We start from the raw sequence: 19,971 nt of genomic DNA, 5'->3' as shown, positions 1-19,971 counted from the left end.
TTGTTAGTATGACCAATTTATTCAATGAATATTGGCGAATGAAAGCAAGAGGAGAGACTGTTGGATGACAGCGCCGAAGGAGCAAGCAATTCTTTGTGAATCTCTCAGGCAAAAAGACTCTTGCCGGACGCATCTCTGGAGAGTGTTTCAGTTATACGAAGCCACCCAAGAAGAAAGCCATCAGATGGTTAAACTTTCAGGTGAAAGGACAGAGGATCTCTTAACAAGGGGGTGCTCTGTCCTTTTTTGTGTGTTCGAATGGCATCTCTTGTTTAACGGTCGGGACTAGTAAAGAAGGTTCATAGAATGAAGATATCAGCAAAGGGGGAAATACAATGGCACAACTGAAACGTACGCCTTTATTCGACGTCTACAAAGATAACGGCGGAAAATGCATTGATTTTGGCGGCTGGGAGCTGCCGGTTCAATTCTCAAGCATTAAAGAAGAGCATGAAGCGGTTCGTACCAAAGCTGGTTTATTTGATGTATCACATATGGGAGAAGTTGAAGTCAAAGGAAGCGGGTCTCTGGACTACCTTCAGAAAATGATGACGAATGATATCTCACGGATCAAGAACGGCGGTGCTCAGTACACTGCCATGTGTTATGAAAATGGTGGGACAGTCGACGATCTGCTGGTTTATAAGTTTGAGGACAACCATTACCTCCTGGTTGTAAATGCAGCAAACATAGAGAAAGATTATAGATGGCTGCAAGATCATGTGGTTGAAAATGTTGAATTAAAGAACCTATCCGAAGATTATGCCCAGTTGGCCATTCAAGGCCCTCTAGCAGAAGAAATTCTGCAAAAGCTTGCAGGCAAGAGCACTTTAAGTGATATCGGATTTTTTAAGTTTCAAGATGAACTGGAACTAAACGGAATCAAAGCCCTTGTATCCAGAACAGGCTACACCGGGGAAGATGGCTTTGAGATTTATTGTCCTGCAGGAAGTGCTGCAGCTCTATGGAAGGACATATTGAAAGCAGGGGAGCCCGAGGGAATCCTCCCATGCGGCCTTGGTGCCCGGGATACCCTTCGTTTCGAAGCGAACCTTGCCCTTTATGGCCAGGAGTTGTCAGCCGACATTACTCCAATTGAAGCCGGAATCGGCTTTGCTGTAAAAGTTGATAAAGAAGCTGACTTTCTTGGAAAAGACACACTGAAGAAGCAGAAGAAAGAGGGGGCGCCAAGGAAGCTGGTTGGTATTGAAATGCTTGAACGCGGCATTCCGCGCCACGGCTATAAGGTATTCTTGAATGATGAAGAAATCGGAGAGGTAACGACCGGAACGCAGTCGCCAACCTTAAAGAAGAATATCGGCCTTGCGTTGATCAAGGCGGAGCATAGCTTACTTGATACGGAAGTATTCGTTGAAATCCGCAATAAGAAGCTGAAAGCGAAAGTTGTACCTACACCATTTTATAAAAGACCAAAGAAGTAGCAGGGAGGGGATTCCTTATGAAGCATCGTTATTTACCAATGACAGATCAAGACCAAAGGGAAATGCTGGAAGCTATCGGAGTAAGCTCTGTAGATGAGCTGTTCGAAGACATTCCTGAAAAAGTAAGATTCAAAGGTGAATACAACATTAAGAAAGCGAAAGCTGAAACAACATTGATGATGGAATTAAGTCAGATGGCTGCCAAGAATGCCGATCTGCGTTCGAATTCTTCATTCCTTGGTGCGGGTGTTTACGATCACTACATGCCTGTCATTGTTGATCACGTATTATCCCGCTCTGAATTTTATACGGCTTATACACCATATCAGCCTGAAATCTCTCAAGGTGAATTGCAGGCAATTTTCGAATTCCAAACAATGATTTGTGAATTGACTGGTATGGATGTAGCCAACTCTTCCATGTATGACGGGGGGACGGCACTAGCAGAAGCGGCCATGCTGAGTGCAGGGCAGACGAGAAGGAAGAAAGTTCTTGTTTCCAGTACGGTCCATCCTGAATCGCGCGAGGTTTTACGCTCTTATGCAAAAGGTCAGTATATCGAAGTTGTGGAGATACCTCATAACGATGGAGTGACTGATGAGAAGGCGCTGGAAGAGTTGATGTCTGATGAAATTGCAGCCGTCATCGTCCAATACCCTAACTTCTTTGGAAGGATTGAAGAACTGGCCAAGCTGGAAAGCATCGTCCACGACAAGAAAGCGATGTTTGTCGTATCCTCCAACCCATTGGCGCTTGGGGTACTGACACCTCCTGGAAAGCTTGGAGCCGATATCGTTATCGGGGATGCCCAGCCGTTTGGAATTCCAACTGCATTTGGCGGACCTCACTGTGGTTATTTTGCTGTAACGAAAAAACTGATGCGTAAAGTACCGGGACGCCTGGTCGGCCAGACGGTTGATGAGGATGGGCAGCGCGGATTCGTTTTGACCCTTCAAGCACGTGAACAGCATATCCGACGTGACAAAGCCACTTCCAACATCTGCTCCAATCAAGCACTGAATGCATTGGCTGCTTCTGTTGCCATGACAGCTTTAGGCAAGAGCGGAGTAAAGGAAATGGCTGTCCAGAATATCCAAAAAGCGCACTATGCAAAAGAAGTCCTTAAGCAAAACGGTGTAGAGGCGGCATTTGAAGGATCTTCCTTCAATGAATTTGTCATTAAAACAAATCGTCCTGTAAAAGAAATCAATTCAAAATTGCTGCAAAAAGGAATCATCGGAGGATACGATCTCGGCCTTGTGGATTCTGATTTGACTCATCATATGCTTGTAGCGGTTACAGAACTTCGTACAAAAGAAGAAATCGATACATTTGCTAAAGAATTGGGGGATTATCATGCTTAAGAACGATCAGCCTCTCATTTTTGAATTATCAAAAGAAGGACGTACAGGCTACAGCCTGCCTGAGATTGATGTTCCGCAAGTTGACTTGTCAGAATTGATTCCGGCAGAGTATACACGTGACGAAGCGCCTGAACTGCCAGAAGTATCTGAACTGGATATCATGCGCCATTACACGGCGTTGTCAAAGCGGAATCATGGAGTGGATTCAGGTTTCTATCCACTGGGTTCTTGTACGATGAAATACAATCCGAAAATCAATGAAAATGTAGCAAGGTTCAATGGTTTCGCACATCTTCATCCTCTTCAGGAAACAGAAGGAGTTCAGGGTGCATTGGAATTGATGTACGATTTGCAGGAGCACCTGAAAGAAATAACAGGCATGGATGAAGTGACTCTTCAGCCGGCTGCAGGAGCTCATGGTGAGTGGACTGGTTTGATGATGATTCGTGCTTATCATGAAGCAAATGGTGATACCCACCGTACAAAAGTTATTGTACCGGACTCTGCCCATGGTACAAACCCTGCTTCCGCAACTGTTGCCGGTTTTGAAACAGTGACAGTGAAGTCTGATGAAAATGGTCTTGTTGACATGGAAGACCTGAAGCGCGTAGTTGGTGACGACACTGCAGCATTAATGCTGACAAACCCTAACACCCTGGGGCTTTTTGAGGAAAATATCCTTGAAATGGCTGCCATTATCCACGAGGCCGGTGGTAAGCTTTATTATGACGGAGCAAACTTAAACGCCGTTATGTCAAAAGCGCGTCCAGGGGACATGGGCTTTGATGTAGTTCACCTTAACCTTCACAAAACATTTACAGGTCCTCACGGCGGAGGCGGTCCGGGAAGCGGTCCAGTCGGAGTCAAATCGGATTTGATGCCATATCTACCTAAACCTGTCCTTGTAAAGCGTGATGAGGAGTATCTATTTGATTATGACCGTCCGCAGTCGATCGGCCGGGTGAAGCCATACTATGGCAACTTCGGAATCAATGTCCGTGCCTACACTTATATCCGTACAATGGGTCCTGACGGCTTAAAAGCAGTAACGGAAAATGCAGTCATCAATGCAAACTACATGATGAGAAGACTTGCTCCTCATTTCGACCTGCCGTATGACCGTCACTGCAAACATGAGTTTGTCATCAGCGGCAAGCGCCAGAAGAAATTGGGTGTACGTACGCTGGATATCGCCAAGCGCCTGCTTGACTTCGGCTACCATCCGCCAACCATCTACTTCCCATTGAATGTAGAAGAGTGCATGATGATAGAGCCTACTGAGACAGAATCAAAGGAAACGATCGATGCGTTCATCGATGCAATGATTCAAATTGCTAAAGAAACGGAAGAGAATCCTGAGATCGTTCAGGAAGCGCCTCACACCACTGTCATCAAGCGTCTTGATGAAACATTGGCTGCACGCAAACCTGTGCTGCGTTATATAAAAGAAGTTTAATCGTGCAAAAGGATGTCCTAGAAGGGGCATCCTTTTTGTGATATTTAGGTTTTGAATAGAAGAAGCAGGAGAAGATTCCGATTGGGGAAGTGGGAGCAGGTGGTGAATTCCATTGCAGTGTCAGTATTCTTTTGAGCAGCGGGGATGCCATCTGGATCTCTAACCGGCTGGTTCCTGGCACATACGATTATCCGACAGTAGTTTTCGCTGGCTCGGCCTGGCGTAATCTTTGTGCACTTTGCGTGGGTCCTTGATGAAACAATAAGATCCCTGCCAGGACGAGTTGATATCAAGGCTGGGGAATGAGGGATTTCCAACGAAGGGGAAATGGCTTCATAAAGGAAAAAAGCCGAATCAGTTTAAGATTCGGCTCTCTAAAGTCATTTTTTCTTCTTAACTTTTCCAGACCACTTTTTGAAACCGCCCTGCAGTTGATGAAGGTCTCTGTAGCCTTTGCGACGGAGCATTTGGGCGGCTCTTCCGCTGCGCATGCCGCTTTGGCAGTACAGGTAAACAGGCTGGTCATTTCGGATTTCCTGCTGTCTTTGTTTCATCTGGGACAATGGGATATTTCTGGCCCCTAAGATATGGCCAGCTTCGAACTCGTTCGGTTCCCTTACATCGATCAGCTGGGCTTTACGATATCCTGCACGGAATTCATCCTCCGTCAGGTTATTGACAATACGTTTCTGCATGAAAAACGTAAGGATTGAATACACAACGATGGCACCTAGAACAATTAATAAAAAATATAAACCTGTCAAAACTTCAAACCCCTTTCAAGCTTCACTAATCTCTATTATATTCTCTCTCTATTGCAGAATCAAAAGAAATCTAATCTTATTATATAGTTGAAAAATGGGCAGGACAAGAATTCTTTTTCATTGGGCCGGAAGATTAGTGGAAGGTGTTTCTTCTTTGTTTTTTTGAGAGACTTTGATAGACTAGAAATCGACTTATAAAGAGTAAAAGAGGGTATGCAGTATGACGAAGGAAGTATGGTGGTACATTGACTCGGGGAACTGTTCTCCATCTTATAACATGGCCTTGGATGAAGCATTGCTGGACTGGCACAGTGAAGGGAAAATTCCGCCGGTCATCCGATTTTATGGATGGGATCCTGCAACATTATCGGTAGGATACTTTCAAAAAGTTGAAAAAGAAATCAATATGGATGCTGTGAAGGAACATGGACTGGGCTTTGTTCGGCGGCCGACAGGCGGAAGAGGTGTCCTGCATGAACATGAACTTACATATAGTGTGATTGTCACTGAAGAGCATCCTGAAATGCCCAAAACCGTCACAGAAGCCTACCGGGTGATATCGGAAGGCATCTTGAAGGGGTTCAGGGCGCTTGGGCTAGAAGCCTACTTTGCGGTTCCAAGAACGGAAGAAGAGAAACAAGGCTTGAAAAATCCTCGTTCAGCTGTTTGTTTTGATGCTCCAAGCTGGTATGAGCTTGTAGTGGAAGGCCGAAAGGTAGCCGGCAGTGCCCAAACAAGGCAGAAAGGTGTCATTTTACAGCATGGCTCGATCTTGCTGGATTTGGACGAAGATAAATTATTCAGCTTGTTCAAATATCCCAATGACCGGGTGAAAGAAAGGATGCAGCGCGCTTTCAAAAGCAAGGCGGTCGCGGTGAATGAAATCAGTAAAGAAAAAGTGACTCTGGAAATGGCAAAAGCCGCCTTCAAGCAAGGATTTGAGCAGGGGCTGGGTATTGAGCTTGAGCCGTATGCATTATCAGCAGAAGAAACACAATATGTAGAAAGCCTTGCAAAAAGAAGATACGAATCCGACGACTGGAATTTTAAAAGATAATTTTATTATAGAAGTGAATATACTTTTTTTATTTTCAAAAAAAGCGATGAGAGTCGCTTTTTTGCTTTTTACCAATGGCTGAAGAAGTGTAGATTTTTTTCAACCTTGAAAATTGTCGGGTTTTGTTGATTCACGCCTGCTAATCTATTGTTCCCTTCTGATTTCTCCTTTTTATAGCCTATTTTCCGTTTGACAAAAATGATTTATCATGAACTAAACACAACATATAGTGTGTCGAAAAATATTTTATACACTATATATAGTGTATATTGGTTGATTTTCAAATTTAGCTGTGATAAGTTTATTTTTGAATTTACCAACCATGATAGAATCATAAAAATTTTCAATATAGTAGTTTAAGGAGTTGTATCTATGTCTGTCGTATCGAAACAAGAAATGAAAGTTAACAGAGAGAGTTTGAATAAAGCAATCGGTTTGTTTCCGCAGGTCCATCCAATTACCCCGGATATGCACATTACCCATAAAGGTGTATCCCGCCTCGTCATGATTGACCGTTACTCATTTAAAGACACCGAAAAGATCACACTCACTGAGGGAGATTTCGTCGTATTAACGATTAAGGAAGACCCCAAATTCCCTGCAAGGGGCCTCGGCTTCATAAAGAGTCTTGACTGGGAGACTAAGCAGGCAGAGGTATTGATTGATGAAGAATATAGAAGCTCGATCGATAACCCAGAGGAAGCTAAAACTGCGATTGTTAAACGGTCGTTGGATGTCATTGAAAAACCGCTTGAAATCTACTATGAGCAAATTGCCAAGAGAAATGCGACAGGACTTGCTAGTGTCGAGACGACAGAAGAAAAACGCCATGAATGGTTCGAAAAGTTTTACCATGAACTTGTTAATATGAATTTCGTTCCTGCCGGACGAGTATTGTACGGAGCAGGAGCAGATACGGACGTTACTTATTTTAACTGTTATGTCATGCCATTTGTGAAGGATTCAAGGGACGGAATCTCCGACCACCGCAAACAAGTAATGGAAATTATGAGCCGCGGCGGTGGCGTCGGAACGAACGGATCGACTTTGAGACCGAGAAACACATTGGCAAGGGGCGTCAACGGGAAATCATCCGGATCTGTATCGTGGCTGGATGATATCGCAAAGTTGACACATCTTGTGGAGCAAGGTGGATCAAGACGTGGAGCACAAATGATCATGCTGGCAGATTGGCATCCGGATATCATCGAGTTCATCATCTCGAAGATGCAAAATCCTCGGATTCTGCGTTATCTTCTTGAAAATACACAAGATGAGCAAATTAAAAAAGCAGCAAAAGATAAATTGAAATTCACACCGCTTACCGAACAGGAAAAGGATATGTATCAAGGAATCATCAACTACAAGCAGATTCCAGGCCTTGGCGGCTTCACTGATAAGATCATTAAAGATGCAGAAGAAAAGTTAAGGACCGGCGGTACCTACTCGGTTCATAACTCGGAGTTCCTTACTGGCGCCAACATTTCCGTCTGCCTGACAAGCGACTTCATGGAAGCGGTAGAAAAAGATGAAGAATACAGCCTGTGCTTTCCTGATGTAGAAAAGTATGATGAAGAGGAAATGAAATTCTATAATGAAAACTGGCATGAAGTCGGTGACGTCCGCGAGTGGGAAGAAATGGGATACAAAGTCCGTACTTACAGAAAAATGCGTGCGAAAGAGTTATGGAACCTGATCAATGTCTGTGCAACATACTCTGCGGAACCGGGCATTTTCTTTATCGACAATGCCAATGACCAGACGAATGCTAAAGCGTACGGACAAAAAGTGGTTGCAACGAACCCGTGCGGTGAACAGCCATTAGCACCATTCTCCGTCTGCAATCTTGCAGCAGTCAACCTTGCTGAATTTGCAGATAAAGAGAACAAGACCGTTGATTTTGAAAAATTGAAGAAGACCGTCGAAGTCGGAGTGCGTATGCAGGATAACGTCATCGATGCAACTCCTTACTTCCTTGAACAGAATCAAAAGCAGGCACTTGGTGAGCGCCGGGTTGGCTTAGGTGTCATGGGGCTTGCTGACTTATTGATTTACTGTGAAAAAGAATATGGATCAGACGAAGGCAATAAGCTGGTGGATGAGGTTTTTGAAACGATTGCTGTGACGGCTTACCGTGCTTCTGTAGAGTTATCGAAGGAAAAAGGAAGCTTTCCGTTCCTTCAAGGGGAAAACGCGGATGAGACAAACCGACTGAGAGAGGCATTCATCAATACTGGGTATATGAGCAAAATGCCGGAAGATGTCAGGCAGTCCATTCTGGCGGACGGAATACGAAACTCTCACCTGCTGACAGTTGCTCCAACTGGAAGCACCGGCACAATGGTAGGGGTGGCAACCGGGCTTGAGCCATACTTCTCATTTACTTATTACAGAAGCGGCCGTCTTGGTAAATTCATAGAAGTAAAGGCTGAAATTGTTCAAGAATACCTTGGCCGCCATCCTGAAGTTGATGCGGACGCCCTTCCGGAATGGTTCGTATCCTCGATGGAACTTGCTCCTGAAGCTCATGCAGATGTACAATGCGTCATCCAGCGCTGGATTGACAGTTCGATTTCTAAAACAGTCAATGCTCCTAGAGGCTACACGGTAGATCAGGTGCAAGGCGTTTATGAAAGATTGTATAAAGGAGGAGCGAAAGGCGGTACTGTCTATGTAGATGGAAGCCGTGATTCACAGGTTCTGACCTTGAAAGCAGAAGAAAACAGTTTCGATGAAGAAGAAACTGAACAGCCGGCAGCACAAGGCAAGAAGCCGGTAGTGCTCGTAGACACCATACAGGATGTACGTTCAACAGATGTTACCATTGGTTCTGAAGTCGGTAATACATGTCCGGTCTGCCGCAAAGGGACGGTAAAAGACATGGGCGGATGCAACACATGTACAAACTGCGGTGCTCAGCTGAAATGCGGATTATAAATCTACAGATGAAGGAGAATTTTTCTCCTTCTTTTTTTGATTTTCCACTTTAGTGCGTTAAAGCGAGAGAAGGGACAGTCCCTTTTATCGCTTTAACGCACTAAAAGTTTTAGGGGGCAGCCCGATAATGGCATTTTTTCATTCTAAAACCCTTCACATTGAATTAAAAATGTAAAGAGGGAAATAGGAAGGGAATGGTTCCATGAACATCGATGGCGTATTTTCAGGTGGTGGAATCAAAGGCCTTGCCATGATCGGGGCTTATCAGGCAATCGAAGAAAAGGGACTAAAGTTCAAACGGCTTGCCGGTACAAGTGCCGGCGCGATCATTGCGGGATTTATTGCAGCAGGCTACAAAAGTGAAGATCTTATCAAGGTAATGGATGAAATTGAACTAACCGATCTGTTGGATAAGAATGCATTTCATCTGTCTCTTCCTTTTGTGCGCTGGCTCAAGGTTTATTGGAAACTGGGCCTTTACAAGGGAGATGCCTTGGAGGAATGGCTGGAAGAAAAATTACGAGTAAGGGGTATTTATACGTTTGCGGATCTTGCTCCTGGAGCATTAAGGGTCATTGCATCAGATTTAACGAATGGCCGTCTTATAGTCCTGCCGGATGATCTCGATAAGTACGGTATACCGAAAGAAACCTTTCCGGTTGCAAAGGCGATCAGGATGAGTGCAAGCCTGCCTTACTTTTTTGAACCTGTAAGATTAAAATCATTGGATGGGCTAAGCCTTGTAGTGGACGGAGGAGTATTAAGCAATTTTCCCATGTGGTTGTTTGATAAAGAAAATATGAAGAAAGTAAGACCAGTCCTGGGGATAAAGCTGAGCCCGAGTATCCAGGAACGCCCAAAAAAAGAAATACAAAATGCTGTCCGTATGTATGAAGCCCTGTTCCAAACAATGAAAGATGCTCATGATTCCCGTTATATTTCGAGGAAGCATGCGACCAATATTATCTTTATCCCGACTGAAGGAGTGCTGACAACAGAATTTGAACTGACTGATGAGAAGAAGAGGGAGCTCGCTGATTATGGTTACATCAAGGCAATAGAATTTTTAAAAGGATGGGGATTTGGGTGATGACAGAAATAAAAAAATCGAGCTTAGAGAGATGCTCGATTTTTTCTATTTTTTTTGCCTTCAATGACAGTAAGATTAGCTTGCGATTTTTTCCGATGGGATTTTTTGCGGAACGGGCTTGGCGCACTGGCTTTTGCTTTCACAGCAGTTGTTTTCTTGTTATACCGCTTCTTGGATTGTCTTGCCGCCTTCAGGAAAGCCTTTTGATCCTTGTTTTTGCCTTTCCCGCCCATCATCACTCTCCGGAATATAAAATAGATGATTCCGGCAATGGCTGCAAAAACGAGTATTCGTTGAAGAAGAGCCAAAGGATCTCCCATAAGAGTGGACAACAATCCGATAGAGGCTAAAAGAATAACAGCTCCTGCAATTATGAAACGAGCATTCAAGAAGGTCACCTCCTTTGGAACCGAGTTAAGAACGTAATGGCCTTTACCTATATTTTAGACTAAAACCGTCCATTCTAACCGTGTTTCTGATTTATTTTAAACCATATTTGTCTCTTTCTGGAGAGACTGTGCAGGTACCTTCATTGAAGTATTTTTATTTTACTAAAACCTGATGAAAGTACGCAATCCTGCGCATCGATGAAATACTTTCATGGAAATGGATAATACTACCCAAAGGAGGTGTTCAGATGTCTGCAAGAGAGCAAGAACCATCAAGTGATAAAAATCTGGAACAAAATAAACAGGAAAAGCCGCTATCGTTCATTGGCATGGTCATCGCAACCGGATTCACCGGCGGAATCCTATGGAGCGGGATCGCGTATATCTGCTATATGTTCTCGTTCACCAAACTCGAGCCGAATATCATCCTGGAACCCTGGGCTGTCGGTGACTGGAGGGAGACCTGGCTGGGGATCGTCATTTCCATTCTGGCATATGGGTTAATCTCCATTGGTGTTGCACTCGTTTACTATGCAGCATTAAGGAAGCTGAAATCTATGTGGGTCGGAGCTGGCTATGGCATAGCTTTAATGCTCGTTGTCTTTGTTGTGCTGAACCCGCTATTCCCAAGTATGAAAGGAATCTTACAAACGGATTACACGACATTGAGTACAATCGCCTGCATTTATATTCTCTATGGAGTATTCATCGGCTATTCTATTTCTTATGAAGAAAATGAACTTCAACATCATTTTGAAAAAGAAGAGAAAGCAAGTCAATAATATTCAGACAATGTAGTATGTTTGTCAATTCGTTTGTGTTAGAATGTTCATGTTGAACATTCTATTTTTATGGGTGAATACATATGCATAAGATTCTTCTGCTTAATGGACCGAACCTCAACCGTTTAGGTAAGCGGGAACCGCATATCTACGGTACAGCAACGCTGGGGGAACTCGAAAAGAAAATGAAAGAAGCTGCCCTGTCGGAGGGATATGAACTGGACGCGGCGCAATCCAACCACGAAGGCATCATTATCGACTATCTGCATCGTGCTGAAGATGAAGGCTGCGCCGGAATCATTTTTAATCCAGGTGCCTTCACTCACTACAGCTATGCGATAAGAGATGCCATCGCCGGGATTGATCTGCCCGTGATAGAAGTCCATATTTCCAATGTTCATAAACGAGAAGCCTTCAGACATCACTCTGTCTTGGCGGAAGTTTCAGAAGGACAGATTGTGGGTCTTGGGTTATTTGGCTATGAACTTGCCCTGCAGGCTCTTATAAAAAAACATAAGGGAGATGAAGAGGATGAGCAAGCTTGATAAATTGAGAGAGAAATTTTCAGGAAATGATATTGATGGGATACTGATTACTAGTACATACAACCGCCGTTATATGACAGGTTTTACAGGTTCTTCAGGGGTCGCATTGATTACCGCTGATAATGCAGTATTCATAACAGACTTCCGTTATACAGAACAGGCGGCAGAACAGGCACAAGGTTTCGAGATTGTACAGCATAAGGGACCGATTCCGAATGAAGTTGCGACTCAAGTGGAGAAACTTGGAATTAAAAGACTTGGTTTTGAAAAGAACTATCTGACATACTCCGCATTCGAAAGCTACCGAAGCAAGGTCGGGGCTGAACTGGTTCCTGTAAGCGGTATGATTGAAGATATCCGTTTGATTAAAACAGAAGCAGAATTGAACATTATCAAAGATGCTGCTGATATCGCGGATGCTGCATTTAAACATATCCTGGATTTCATTACGCCAGGAAAATCGGAATTGGAAGTATCCAATGAACTGGAATTCTTTATGAGAAATGCCGGAGCAGCCTCTTCTTCATTTGATATCATTGTTGCTTCAGGAACCCGTTCAGCGCTTCCTCACGGAGTGGCAAGCGACAAAGTTATTGAAACAGGCGATTTCATCACACTTGATTATGGTGCATATTACAAAGGCTACTGCTCCGATATGACAAGAACGATTTCTGTAGGTGAGCCTGCAGATAAACTGAAGGAAATCTATGATGTTGTCCTTCAATCCCAGCTGAAAGCAATGGACGAAATCAAGCCGGGCATGACAGGAGCGCAGGCAGATGCGATTGCAAGGGATTACATCAAAGAAAAAGGCTATGGAGATAACTTCGGCCACTCGCTTGGTCATGGAATCGGTTTGGAAGTCCATGAAGGTCCAGGATTATCCCACCTTTCCGAAACTGTATTACAGCCAGGCATGATAGTCACGGTAGAGCCTGGAGTTTATGTCCAAGGTGTCGGCGGGGTACGTATCGAAGATGATACCGTCATCACTGAGAATGGCAATGAAACCCTTACACATTCAACAAAAGAATTGATCATTCTTTAATAAAACTATTTCAGCAGGATAAAATATGGCATAATAAACATGCACTAAGTAGCCAGTCCATGGCTATTCACATTTTTAGGAGGAACACTCATGATTTCAGTAAATGATTTTCGTACAGGTCTTACAATTGAAGTAGATAATGGGATTTGGCGTGTTATGGATTTCCAGCACGTGAAGCCCGGTAAAGGAGCAGCTTTTGTCCGCTCTAAATTAAGAAACCTTCGTACAGGTGCAATTCAGGAAAAAACATTCCGTGCAGGTGAAAAAGTAGGCAAAGCACAAATTGATAACCGCCGGATGCAGTACCTTTATGCAAATGGCGATATGCATGTATTCATGGACACAGACTCCTATGAACAAATTGAACTCAACGCCTCTCAAATTGAGTATGAGCTGAAGTTCTTGAAGGAAAACATGGAAGTGCAAATCATCATGTACCAAGGGGAAACACTTGGTGTGGAGCTTCCGAATTCAGTGGAACTTACTGTTACGGAGACGGAGCCAGGAATTAAAGGTGACACTGCTTCCGGCGGTTCAAAGCCGGCTACAGTAGAGACAGGACTGACTGTAAACGTACCATTCTTCGTAAATGAAGGTGACGTTCTGGTCATCAACACGACAGATGGTTCTTATGTATCCCGTGCGTAATATATAGCGTTTTAAAGCTGAAGGGCTTAGCCCTTCAGCTTTTTTTATTTCTCGGGGGGGAAGTGCAATTCCCCGTTTTCTCCCCGAATAAAGTCATATTCTTCTTTTCCCCGAATACATTTTAATATCAATAGGCATGTACCAAAGACTCTGGAATTGTTAACTGTTAATTGAGGAGGAGGGAATATGGAAGAGATCCTTTCTATCGTTCCATCAACTATCGCTGAAAAAATCCAAGTAATGCCAACCCATATCCTGCCGCTGATTGAAGAAATAAGAATTAGGGTCGACAGGCCGCTGGAGGTTACAGCCAGGGGCATACCATATTTTCTTCCATACGTTGTAACAAAGAAAGATGGGGAGCTGCTGATTAATAAGTTGGCTAACCATTCGTTTTATACATTGGAAGAGGAACTGAAAAGGGGATACATCACGATTGAAGGCGGACACAGGGTAGGTCTTGCCGGGAAAGTGATCCTCGAGGGAGGCAAGGTGAAGGCGATCAGGCATCTGGCATCCTTTAATATCAGGGTGGCAAGAGAAGCAATCGGAATCGCTGCACCTTTGGTTCCGCACCTGTATGACAGCCGCTGGAAGCATACCATGATAATAGGGGCGCCGCAGACAGGGAAGACGACCATGTTAAGGGATATTGCGAGAATTGCCTCGACAGGAATTCCTGAAGAGAAGATGACCCCATACAAGGTGGGAATCGTGGATGAACGTTCTGAAATTGCTGGCTGTGTCCATGGAGTACCTCAGCTTGAGTTTGGGCCGAGGGTCGATGTGCTGGATGCTTGTCCGAAGGCAGAAGGGATGATGATGCTCATCCGGTCGATGAGCCCGGATGTTATCGTCGTTGACGAAATCGGCCGCCAGGAGGATGGCCAAGCCATCCTGGAAGCGGTGAATGCGGGGATAACGCTTATAATGACAACCCACGGCCGCTCACTGGAAGAAATTTCGAATCGTCCATACCTCAAAGAAATAATCGAAATGAATGTGATAGAAAGATTTGTTGAATTATCCAGAGGGGAGAATCCAGGACTGGTTAGGGATATCAAAAATCAAGCGGGGGATTCACTGCTGGGAAAAGTGAGTGTGACATAAATGATCAAAATCATCGGTGCGGTTTTTATCATCTTATCAACTTCATGGGCGGGTTTTGAAGCTTCAAGGTACTTGAGTGAAAGACCGCGTCAAATAAGGATTTTAAAATCAGCTCTGCAGTCATTGGAAGCAGAAATCATGTATGGACATACCCCTCTTCATGAAGCTGCGCGCAAGCTATCCAAACAGCTTCAGCGTCCGGTTGCCTGGTTCTTTGAAGCCTTCTCCAAAAGGATCACCACTGAAGAGACGACAGTCAGTGAGGCATGGGAAGCAAGTCTGAAAGAAGTATGGAAGATGACCGCTTTCAAGTCAAGGGAATATGAAATTCTTACTCAATTTGGCGAGAGCCTCGGAAAGCATGACCGATTAACACAGCAAAAACATATTCTGCTGACACTCACACATTTGGAACGAGAAGAAACAGAGGCGCTGGAAAAACAAAAGAGGTATGAAAAAATGACGAAGAGTTTAGGGGTTCTTTCAGGCCTGCTTCTCATCATTTTATTGCTGTAAGGATCAGGAGGGGAAAAGATGGGAATTGAAGTCGATATTATATTCAAAATAGCAGGTGTCGGGATTGTGGTTGCATTTCTTCACACCATTCTGGATCAGGTAGGGAAAAAGGAGTATGCGCAGTGGGTTACACTGTTCGGATTTATCTACATTCTATTTATGGTGGCTTCCATCGTCGATGATTTATTCCAAAAAATCAAATCAGTATTTCTCTTCCAAGGGTGAGAGGGGGAATAGGCCATTGAAATCATACAAGTAGTCGGGATTGCCTTGGTATCGACTTTCCTCGCTTTGATCATTAAAGAGCAAAAACCTAATTTTGCTTTTTTGCTGGTGGTATTTGTCGGCTGTGCAATTTTCCTGTTCCTGGTGGATCAGATCTATGAAATCATTCGAATGATTGAAAAACTGGCTGCCAATGCAAATATCAACATGATCTATGTGGAAACCATCCTGAAAATAATAGGGATTGCCTACATAGCGGAATTTGCTTCACATATTACGAAAGATGCGGGGCAGGGTGCCCTGGCTGCAAAGGTGGAATTAGCAGGAAAGATTCTAATATTAGCAATGGCAGTACCGATCCTGACTGTCATCATCGAAACAATCATCAATATGATACCGAATGGTTAGGCAAGCTGCTGCCTTTTGAGGTGAAAAGATGCGTCGATTATTAATCATTATATGTTGTACTCTATTTTATCTAATTCTTGGAACAACCGCCGTTCAAGCTGAAGGGGAAGACGCAGAACAGAAGACACCTGTGGGAGAAAAGCTGCTGGAGGACCAATTGGAGAAATTGGAAATCAATGAACTGAAGGTTTATTGGGAAGATGTACTGACTCAATATGGAGGTTATTTACCTGAAAGCCAGAAGGGGAGTTTGGTTGACTTTATTAAAGGGGACAAGCAATTCTCTTTCAAAGCTTGGTTTTCCGGAATCTTTCATTTTGCTTTCCAAGAGCTGATTACAAATGGAAAACTGCTCGGAACCTTGATATTGCTGACGATCTTCAGCATGTTTTTGCAATCGCTGCAAAACTCTTTTGAAGGAGGGAATGTCAGCAAAGTCGCCTATGCAATTGTATTCATGGTATTGATCATCATTGCCCTCAACAGTTTTCATGTGGCGATCGATTATACGAAAGAAGCAATCGGGACGATGATCAACTTTATCATTGCCTTGATCCCCCTGCTTCTGGCATTGATTGCTTCGTCGGGGGGAATGATATCGGCTGCTTTTTTCCATCCAGTGATCATTTTCCTGATGAATACGAGCGGGCTTCTCATTCAAAATATTGTCCTGCCGTTATTGTTTCTATCTGCCTTGCTGAGCATTGTCAGCACTTTGTCGCCACAATATAAAGTGACACAGCTTGCCAACCTGCTCAGAAACTGGAGTATTGGCTTGCTCGGCATCTTCATGACAGTATTCCTTGGTGTCATATCAGTGCAAGGAGCTGCAGCTGCTGTGACCGATGGCATAACGGTAAGAACAGCAAAGTTTGTTACAGGAAACTTTGTACCTGTGATCGGGAGAATGTTTACGGATGCTGCAGATACGGTCATCAGTGCATCTGTCCTGCTTAAGAATACAGTCGGAATCGCAGGTGTTGCCATCCTTTTGATGATTGCTGCGTTCCCTGCTGTGAAAATTTTGATGATTGCCTTGATCTATAAGCTGGCGGCTGCATTACTCCAGCCGTTGGGCGGAGGTCCTGTCATTACGTGTCTGGATACGATAAGCAAAAGTGTCATTTATGTTTTTGCTGCATTGGCTATTGTTTCATTTATGTTCTTTCTCAGCATCACAATCATGATAGCGGCTGGGAATATCACATTAATGGTGAGATAAGGAGGGAGAAGATGTCATTTTTAACAGAGTGGATAACCAATATTATTGTTTTTGTTCTGCTGGCCAGTGTGGTTGATATGCTTCTCCCAAGTTCCAATATGCAGAAATATACGAAAATTGTTACCGGACTCCTTCTCATCACGATCATCCTCACTCCGATCATGAAATTGTTTACCACTGACTTTGAAGAAGCCCTTGCAGGAATCGACTTCGAAGGCACTGTCAAAACAGCTTCAGTAGAAAATTCAGTAGAATTAAAGAAAAAAGAAATACAAGCCTCACAACGTGCATATATTTTAGAACAGATGGCTGTCCAAATGAAAGATGATGTAGAAAAGGAGATGATAGAGCAATATGGTTTAACGGTAAAACATATCGAGCTGGAAGCGGAAGATCTTGAAAAGCTGCCGGAGAGCATCTTGTCAGTCTCAATCCATTTGGATACCTCCCGGGAAGAAGCAGGCACTGTAGTGAAACCAGTAGAAATCGATACGAGCAAAAATATTCCTGTAAAGAATGAAAGCAACAACGGCATAACAAACACACTTTCAAAAAAATGGAATATACCAGAGGACAAACTAGTGATCATGGTCGAAGGAGGTGCAGGAAAGAGAAATGAAATTTGATAAAGGTCCGCTTAAATCACTGCAGCAGCTCTTCATGAAAGAATCAGAAGGGACAGCGGCACCTGGAAAAAAGCCGGGTAAGCTCCACTATTTTCTAATCGTCCTGCTGTTTGGTGTTGCATTCATGATTATCAGTGATATGTGGGGGAACGCAGATCAGGATGCATCGATGGTCATGAAAACCGAAAACGAGACGGGACAGGATGAAGTGCCTGCCTTCGGGAATAAAGATTCTAAAGATTCAATAATGAAAGATTACGAGGACCGGTATGAAAATCAGTTGAAGGAAGCACTTGAACAAATAGCCGGCGTAAGTGATCCAACCATAGTTGTCAATGTTGAATCAACCGAGCGGAAGGTATATGAAAAAAATAACTCGTCTCAGACTCAGGTGACAAAAGAAACCGACCGGGAAGGGGGGAATCGTTCAATCGAAGATCAATCTTCGGATGAGCAGCTCGTCATCATCAGAAAGGGCGAAGAAGAGGTTCCTATTATTCTCGAAACGAAAAAACCTAAAATCAGCGGCGTTCTTGTAGTAGCAAAGGGTGCTGATAATATACAAGTAAAAAAATGGATCATTGAATCTGTGACGCGGGTGCTGGACGTTCCCAGCCATCGTGTAGCGGTAATGCCTAAAAATTAAGGGGGAAATGAAATATGTTATTAAAAAAGCAAACGGTATGGTTATTGACAATGTTGAGCCTAGTGATCGTATTATCAGTGTACTACATTACCTCACCGACACAGCAAGCAGCCGATATGGCAAATGTAGACGAGAGCAGCCCGGCACAAGGTGAAGAATCATCGACAGAAACTTCCAAAGGTGAAGATGCAGCCGGCAAAGGCGAAGAAACAGCTGCTGAGGGTGATGTTGATATTGTAACGGAAGCTGCAGGCGATGAAGTATTTGAAACGCTGCGAATGGAATTCATGGACCAGCGTTCCCAGAGCAGAGAGGACCTTGAGACCCAAATAGCTTCCGCTGACATTTCCATCGAGGAAAAAAATGAGGCTATTGAGCAAATGGATCAACTTAAGGAACTTGCAACAACAGAAACAGTACTTGAGACGATGATCAAAACAATGGGCTATGAAGACGCGTTGGTCAGAGCTGATGGAGAGCAGGTCCGCGTAACGGTTAAAGCAAAAGAACATTCAGCTGCAGAAGCAAACAAAATCATCCGTCTTGTAACAGATGAAATTGGCTCCATGCAAAAAGTGGCCGTTCAGTTCCAGCCGGCAAACTAATATACGAATCAGCCCGCAGCTTTAGCGCTGCGGGCTTTTTTATGAGATGAACAAGCTGGCAGGCAAGCCTTAAGTAAAGGCTGTTTTCGCATTTATTGTTGCTTTCGGAAAAGTCTCATGAGCCGGGTTTTTCCTGTATTCCATGGATTTCCCCTCGAAAAAGGGTGAATGACCTAAATAGTATTAGACATTCATATTGAATAGCAAAAAAGTTTACGAAAAGAGCATAAGTAAAAGAACTGAAGCGAATTAGAAGGAAGGTGACCCTTAAGGGGGATGGCCGAAGGGGTTGGACGATTCTATTAAGGAATGGAGCAAAAAAGCGTTAATTCCAGAAGAATTGGTGCAATTCCGCCATGCAGTCAAGGGTGCACAGAGAGCCTGCCTATAAAATTGCCTGCCCTTATGTTTTGAAAAAATCCAAAAGAAGCTTACAATAGAAACAGGGCAATCTACTAAATACAGCAGGATATCAAAAGATTAGTTTAATTCTCATATTGAATTCTTACAAGGTCTTATCGTATGATATTAGTAGCTAGTCCTAATTTTGATTAATTACTCTAAGGGGTGTCATTATGTTAAAGATTCAAGAAATACGCGAGTTGATTAAACTTGTTGATCAATCAAGCATTGATGAGTTTTCATATGAACTTGATGGTTCTAAAATCAAAATGAAAAAAAATAAGGCTGTTACCTATGTTGAAGAAAAAGCAGCAATCCATAATAACAACGTACATAAAGCGGAAGAAGTATTGTCAACGCAAGCTGCACAGGCGCCTGTTCAGTCCGCCAAAGCAGCAGAAGCACCTGCCAAGGAAGAAGCGCCTGCAGCACCTGCAGCAGATGAAAACCTTCAAAAGGTTGTATCACCGATGGTTGGTACATTCTATCAATCTCCATCCCCGGATGCCGATGCCTATGTAAAACCTGGAAGCAAAGTCAGTGAAGATTCTGTAGTTTGCATAGTGGAAGCCATGAAATTATTCAATGAAATCGAAGCAGAAGTAAAAGGTGAAATTGTAGAAATCCTAGTGAAAGACGGACAATTGGTAGAATACGGTCAGCCGTTATTCCTGGTTAAGCCTGAATAA

General features: G+C 43.6%; 21 protein-coding genes and 2 riboswitches. Of the genes, 19 read left to right on the top strand and 2 right to left on the bottom strand.

The annotated features are described in order from the left end of the window. Positions 1-38: 38 nt before the first annotated feature. Positions 39-130, top strand: a riboswitch (glycine riboswitch). A gap of 3 nt (positions 131-133) precedes the next feature. Beyond that, a riboswitch (glycine riboswitch) is annotated at positions 134-214 on the top strand. A 121-nt stretch (positions 215-335) separates the two neighbouring features. Genes gcvT through gcvPB form a run of 3 tightly spaced genes read left to right on the top strand, consistent with a single transcriptional unit; the run spans position 336 to position 4,262 of the window. Continuing rightward, entirely contained in the window at positions 336-1,442 is a 1,107-nt protein-coding gene (gene gcvT / locus AC4E8A_RS16270) for a glycine cleavage system aminomethyltransferase GcvT (RefSeq protein WP_490194425.1), read from the top strand. 17 nt (positions 1,443-1,459) lie between these two features. Next, positions 1,460-2,806 (top strand): aminomethyl-transferring glycine dehydrogenase subunit GcvPA, encoded by a 1,347-nt coding sequence (gcvPA, locus tag AC4E8A_RS16265; protein WP_490194423.1) that lies wholly within the window; start codon positions 1,460-1,462, stop codon positions 2,804-2,806. After that, positions 2,799-4,262 (top strand): aminomethyl-transferring glycine dehydrogenase subunit GcvPB, encoded by a 1,464-nt coding sequence (gcvPB, locus tag AC4E8A_RS16260; RefSeq protein ID WP_490194421.1) that lies wholly within the window; start codon positions 2,799-2,801, stop codon positions 4,260-4,262. The genes gcvPA and gcvPB overlap by 8 nt, the downstream gene beginning before the upstream one ends. A gap of 380 nt (positions 4,263-4,642) precedes the next feature. Here the strand turns inward: gcvPB and AC4E8A_RS16255 are convergent, their stop codons facing one another. Next, complete coding sequence (locus tag AC4E8A_RS16255) at positions 4,643-4,957, bottom strand: rhodanese-like domain-containing protein (protein WP_490198903.1); 315 nt, start codon at positions 4,955-4,957, stop codon at positions 4,643-4,645. A 289-nt stretch (positions 4,958-5,246) separates the two neighbouring features. Between AC4E8A_RS16255 and AC4E8A_RS16250 the strand changes: the two genes are divergently transcribed. The 3 genes from AC4E8A_RS16250 (at position 5,247) to AC4E8A_RS16240 (ending at position 10,110) form a co-directional block, all read left to right on the top strand. Continuing rightward, a complete protein-coding gene (locus AC4E8A_RS16250; protein WP_490194419.1) occupies positions 5,247-6,083 on the top strand; it encodes a lipoate--protein ligase family protein in 837 nt (278 codons plus the stop codon). Positions 6,084-6,455: 372 nt separating this feature from the next. Then, positions 6,456-9,020: a vitamin B12-dependent ribonucleotide reductase gene (locus AC4E8A_RS16245; protein ID WP_490194417.1), complete on the top strand. Its 2,565-nt coding sequence runs from the start codon at positions 6,456-6,458 to the stop codon at positions 9,018-9,020. 202 nt (positions 9,021-9,222) lie between these two features. Next, positions 9,223-10,110: a patatin-like phospholipase family protein gene (locus AC4E8A_RS16240; RefSeq protein ID WP_490194415.1), complete on the top strand. Its 888-nt coding sequence runs from the start codon at positions 9,223-9,225 to the stop codon at positions 10,108-10,110. 23 nt (positions 10,111-10,133) lie between these two features. Here AC4E8A_RS16240 and AC4E8A_RS16235 read toward each other — a convergent pair whose 3' ends face one another. Continuing rightward, positions 10,134-10,499 (bottom strand): SA1362 family protein, encoded by a 366-nt coding sequence (locus AC4E8A_RS16235; protein ID WP_490194413.1) that lies wholly within the window; start codon positions 10,497-10,499, stop codon positions 10,134-10,136. Positions 10,500-10,747: 248 nt separating this feature from the next. Here AC4E8A_RS16235 and AC4E8A_RS16230 point away from each other — a divergent pair, with 248 nt between their 5' ends. The 13 genes from AC4E8A_RS16230 to accB all read left to right on the top strand — a co-directional run bounded on the left by AC4E8A_RS16230 (position 10,748) and on the right by accB (position 19,971). Beyond that, the gene (locus AC4E8A_RS16230) at positions 10,748-11,281 is read left to right on the top strand and encodes a YqhR family membrane protein (protein WP_490194411.1); all 534 of its coding nucleotides are present in this window, start codon (positions 10,748-10,750) and stop codon (positions 11,279-11,281) included. Between the two features lie 83 nt (positions 11,282-11,364). Next, a complete protein-coding gene (gene aroQ / locus AC4E8A_RS16225; RefSeq protein WP_490194409.1) occupies positions 11,365-11,826 on the top strand; it encodes a type II 3-dehydroquinate dehydratase in 462 nt (153 codons plus the stop codon). Continuing rightward, the gene (locus AC4E8A_RS16220; RefSeq protein WP_490194407.1) at positions 11,813-12,874 is read left to right on the top strand and encodes a M24 family metallopeptidase; all 1,062 of its coding nucleotides are present in this window, start codon (positions 11,813-11,815) and stop codon (positions 12,872-12,874) included. The genes aroQ and AC4E8A_RS16220 overlap by 14 nt, the downstream gene beginning before the upstream one ends. Positions 12,875-12,964: 90 nt before the next feature. Beyond that, the gene (gene efp, locus AC4E8A_RS16215; RefSeq protein ID WP_490194405.1) at positions 12,965-13,522 is read left to right on the top strand and encodes an elongation factor P; all 558 of its coding nucleotides are present in this window, start codon (positions 12,965-12,967) and stop codon (positions 13,520-13,522) included. A 186-nt stretch (positions 13,523-13,708) separates the two neighbouring features. Then, positions 13,709-14,632 (top strand): stage III sporulation protein AA, encoded by a 924-nt coding sequence (gene spoIIIAA / locus AC4E8A_RS16210; protein WP_490194403.1) that lies wholly within the window; start codon positions 13,709-13,711, stop codon positions 14,630-14,632. Further along, positions 14,633-15,148, top strand: a complete 516-nt coding sequence (gene spoIIIAB / locus AC4E8A_RS16205) for a stage III sporulation protein SpoIIIAB (RefSeq protein ID WP_490194402.1) — start codon at positions 14,633-14,635, stop codon at positions 15,146-15,148. An 18-nt stretch (positions 15,149-15,166) separates the two neighbouring features. Beyond that, on the top strand, positions 15,167-15,373 hold the full coding sequence (spoIIIAC, locus tag AC4E8A_RS16200) for a stage III sporulation protein AC (RefSeq protein ID WP_490194400.1): 207 nt from the start codon (positions 15,167-15,169) through the stop codon (positions 15,371-15,373). A gap of 15 nt (positions 15,374-15,388) precedes the next feature. Next, on the top strand, positions 15,389-15,781 hold the full coding sequence (spoIIIAD, locus tag AC4E8A_RS16195) for a stage III sporulation protein AD (RefSeq protein ID WP_232214260.1): 393 nt from the start codon (positions 15,389-15,391) through the stop codon (positions 15,779-15,781). A 28-nt stretch (positions 15,782-15,809) separates the two neighbouring features. Then, positions 15,810-17,003: a stage III sporulation protein AE gene (gene spoIIIAE, locus AC4E8A_RS16190; protein ID WP_490194398.1), complete on the top strand. Its 1,194-nt coding sequence runs from the start codon at positions 15,810-15,812 to the stop codon at positions 17,001-17,003. A gap of 11 nt (positions 17,004-17,014) precedes the next feature. Beyond that, complete coding sequence (gene spoIIIAF, locus AC4E8A_RS16185) at positions 17,015-17,629, top strand: stage III sporulation protein AF (protein WP_490194396.1); 615 nt, start codon at positions 17,015-17,017, stop codon at positions 17,627-17,629. Continuing rightward, positions 17,619-18,275 carry a stage III sporulation protein AG gene (gene spoIIIAG, locus AC4E8A_RS16180; protein ID WP_490194394.1) on the top strand — a complete coding sequence of 219 codons (657 nt, stop codon included), beginning with the start codon at positions 17,619-17,621 and terminating at the stop codon, positions 18,273-18,275. Before spoIIIAF ends, spoIIIAG begins: the two co-directional genes overlap by 11 nt. A 14-nt stretch (positions 18,276-18,289) precedes the next feature. Further along, complete coding sequence (locus AC4E8A_RS16175) at positions 18,290-18,880, top strand: SpoIIIAH-like family protein (protein WP_490194393.1); 591 nt, start codon at positions 18,290-18,292, stop codon at positions 18,878-18,880. 575 nt (positions 18,881-19,455) lie between these two features. Continuing rightward, positions 19,456-19,971 (top strand): acetyl-CoA carboxylase biotin carboxyl carrier protein, encoded by a 516-nt coding sequence (accB, locus tag AC4E8A_RS16170; RefSeq protein WP_490194391.1) that lies wholly within the window; start codon positions 19,456-19,458, stop codon positions 19,969-19,971.

The sequence above is a fragment of the Bacillus sp. SRL337 genome (genome assembly GCF_984799155.1).
The sequence above is the reverse complement of the archived record's forward strand: the minus strand, read 5'-3'. Positions and strand labels throughout refer to the sequence as shown.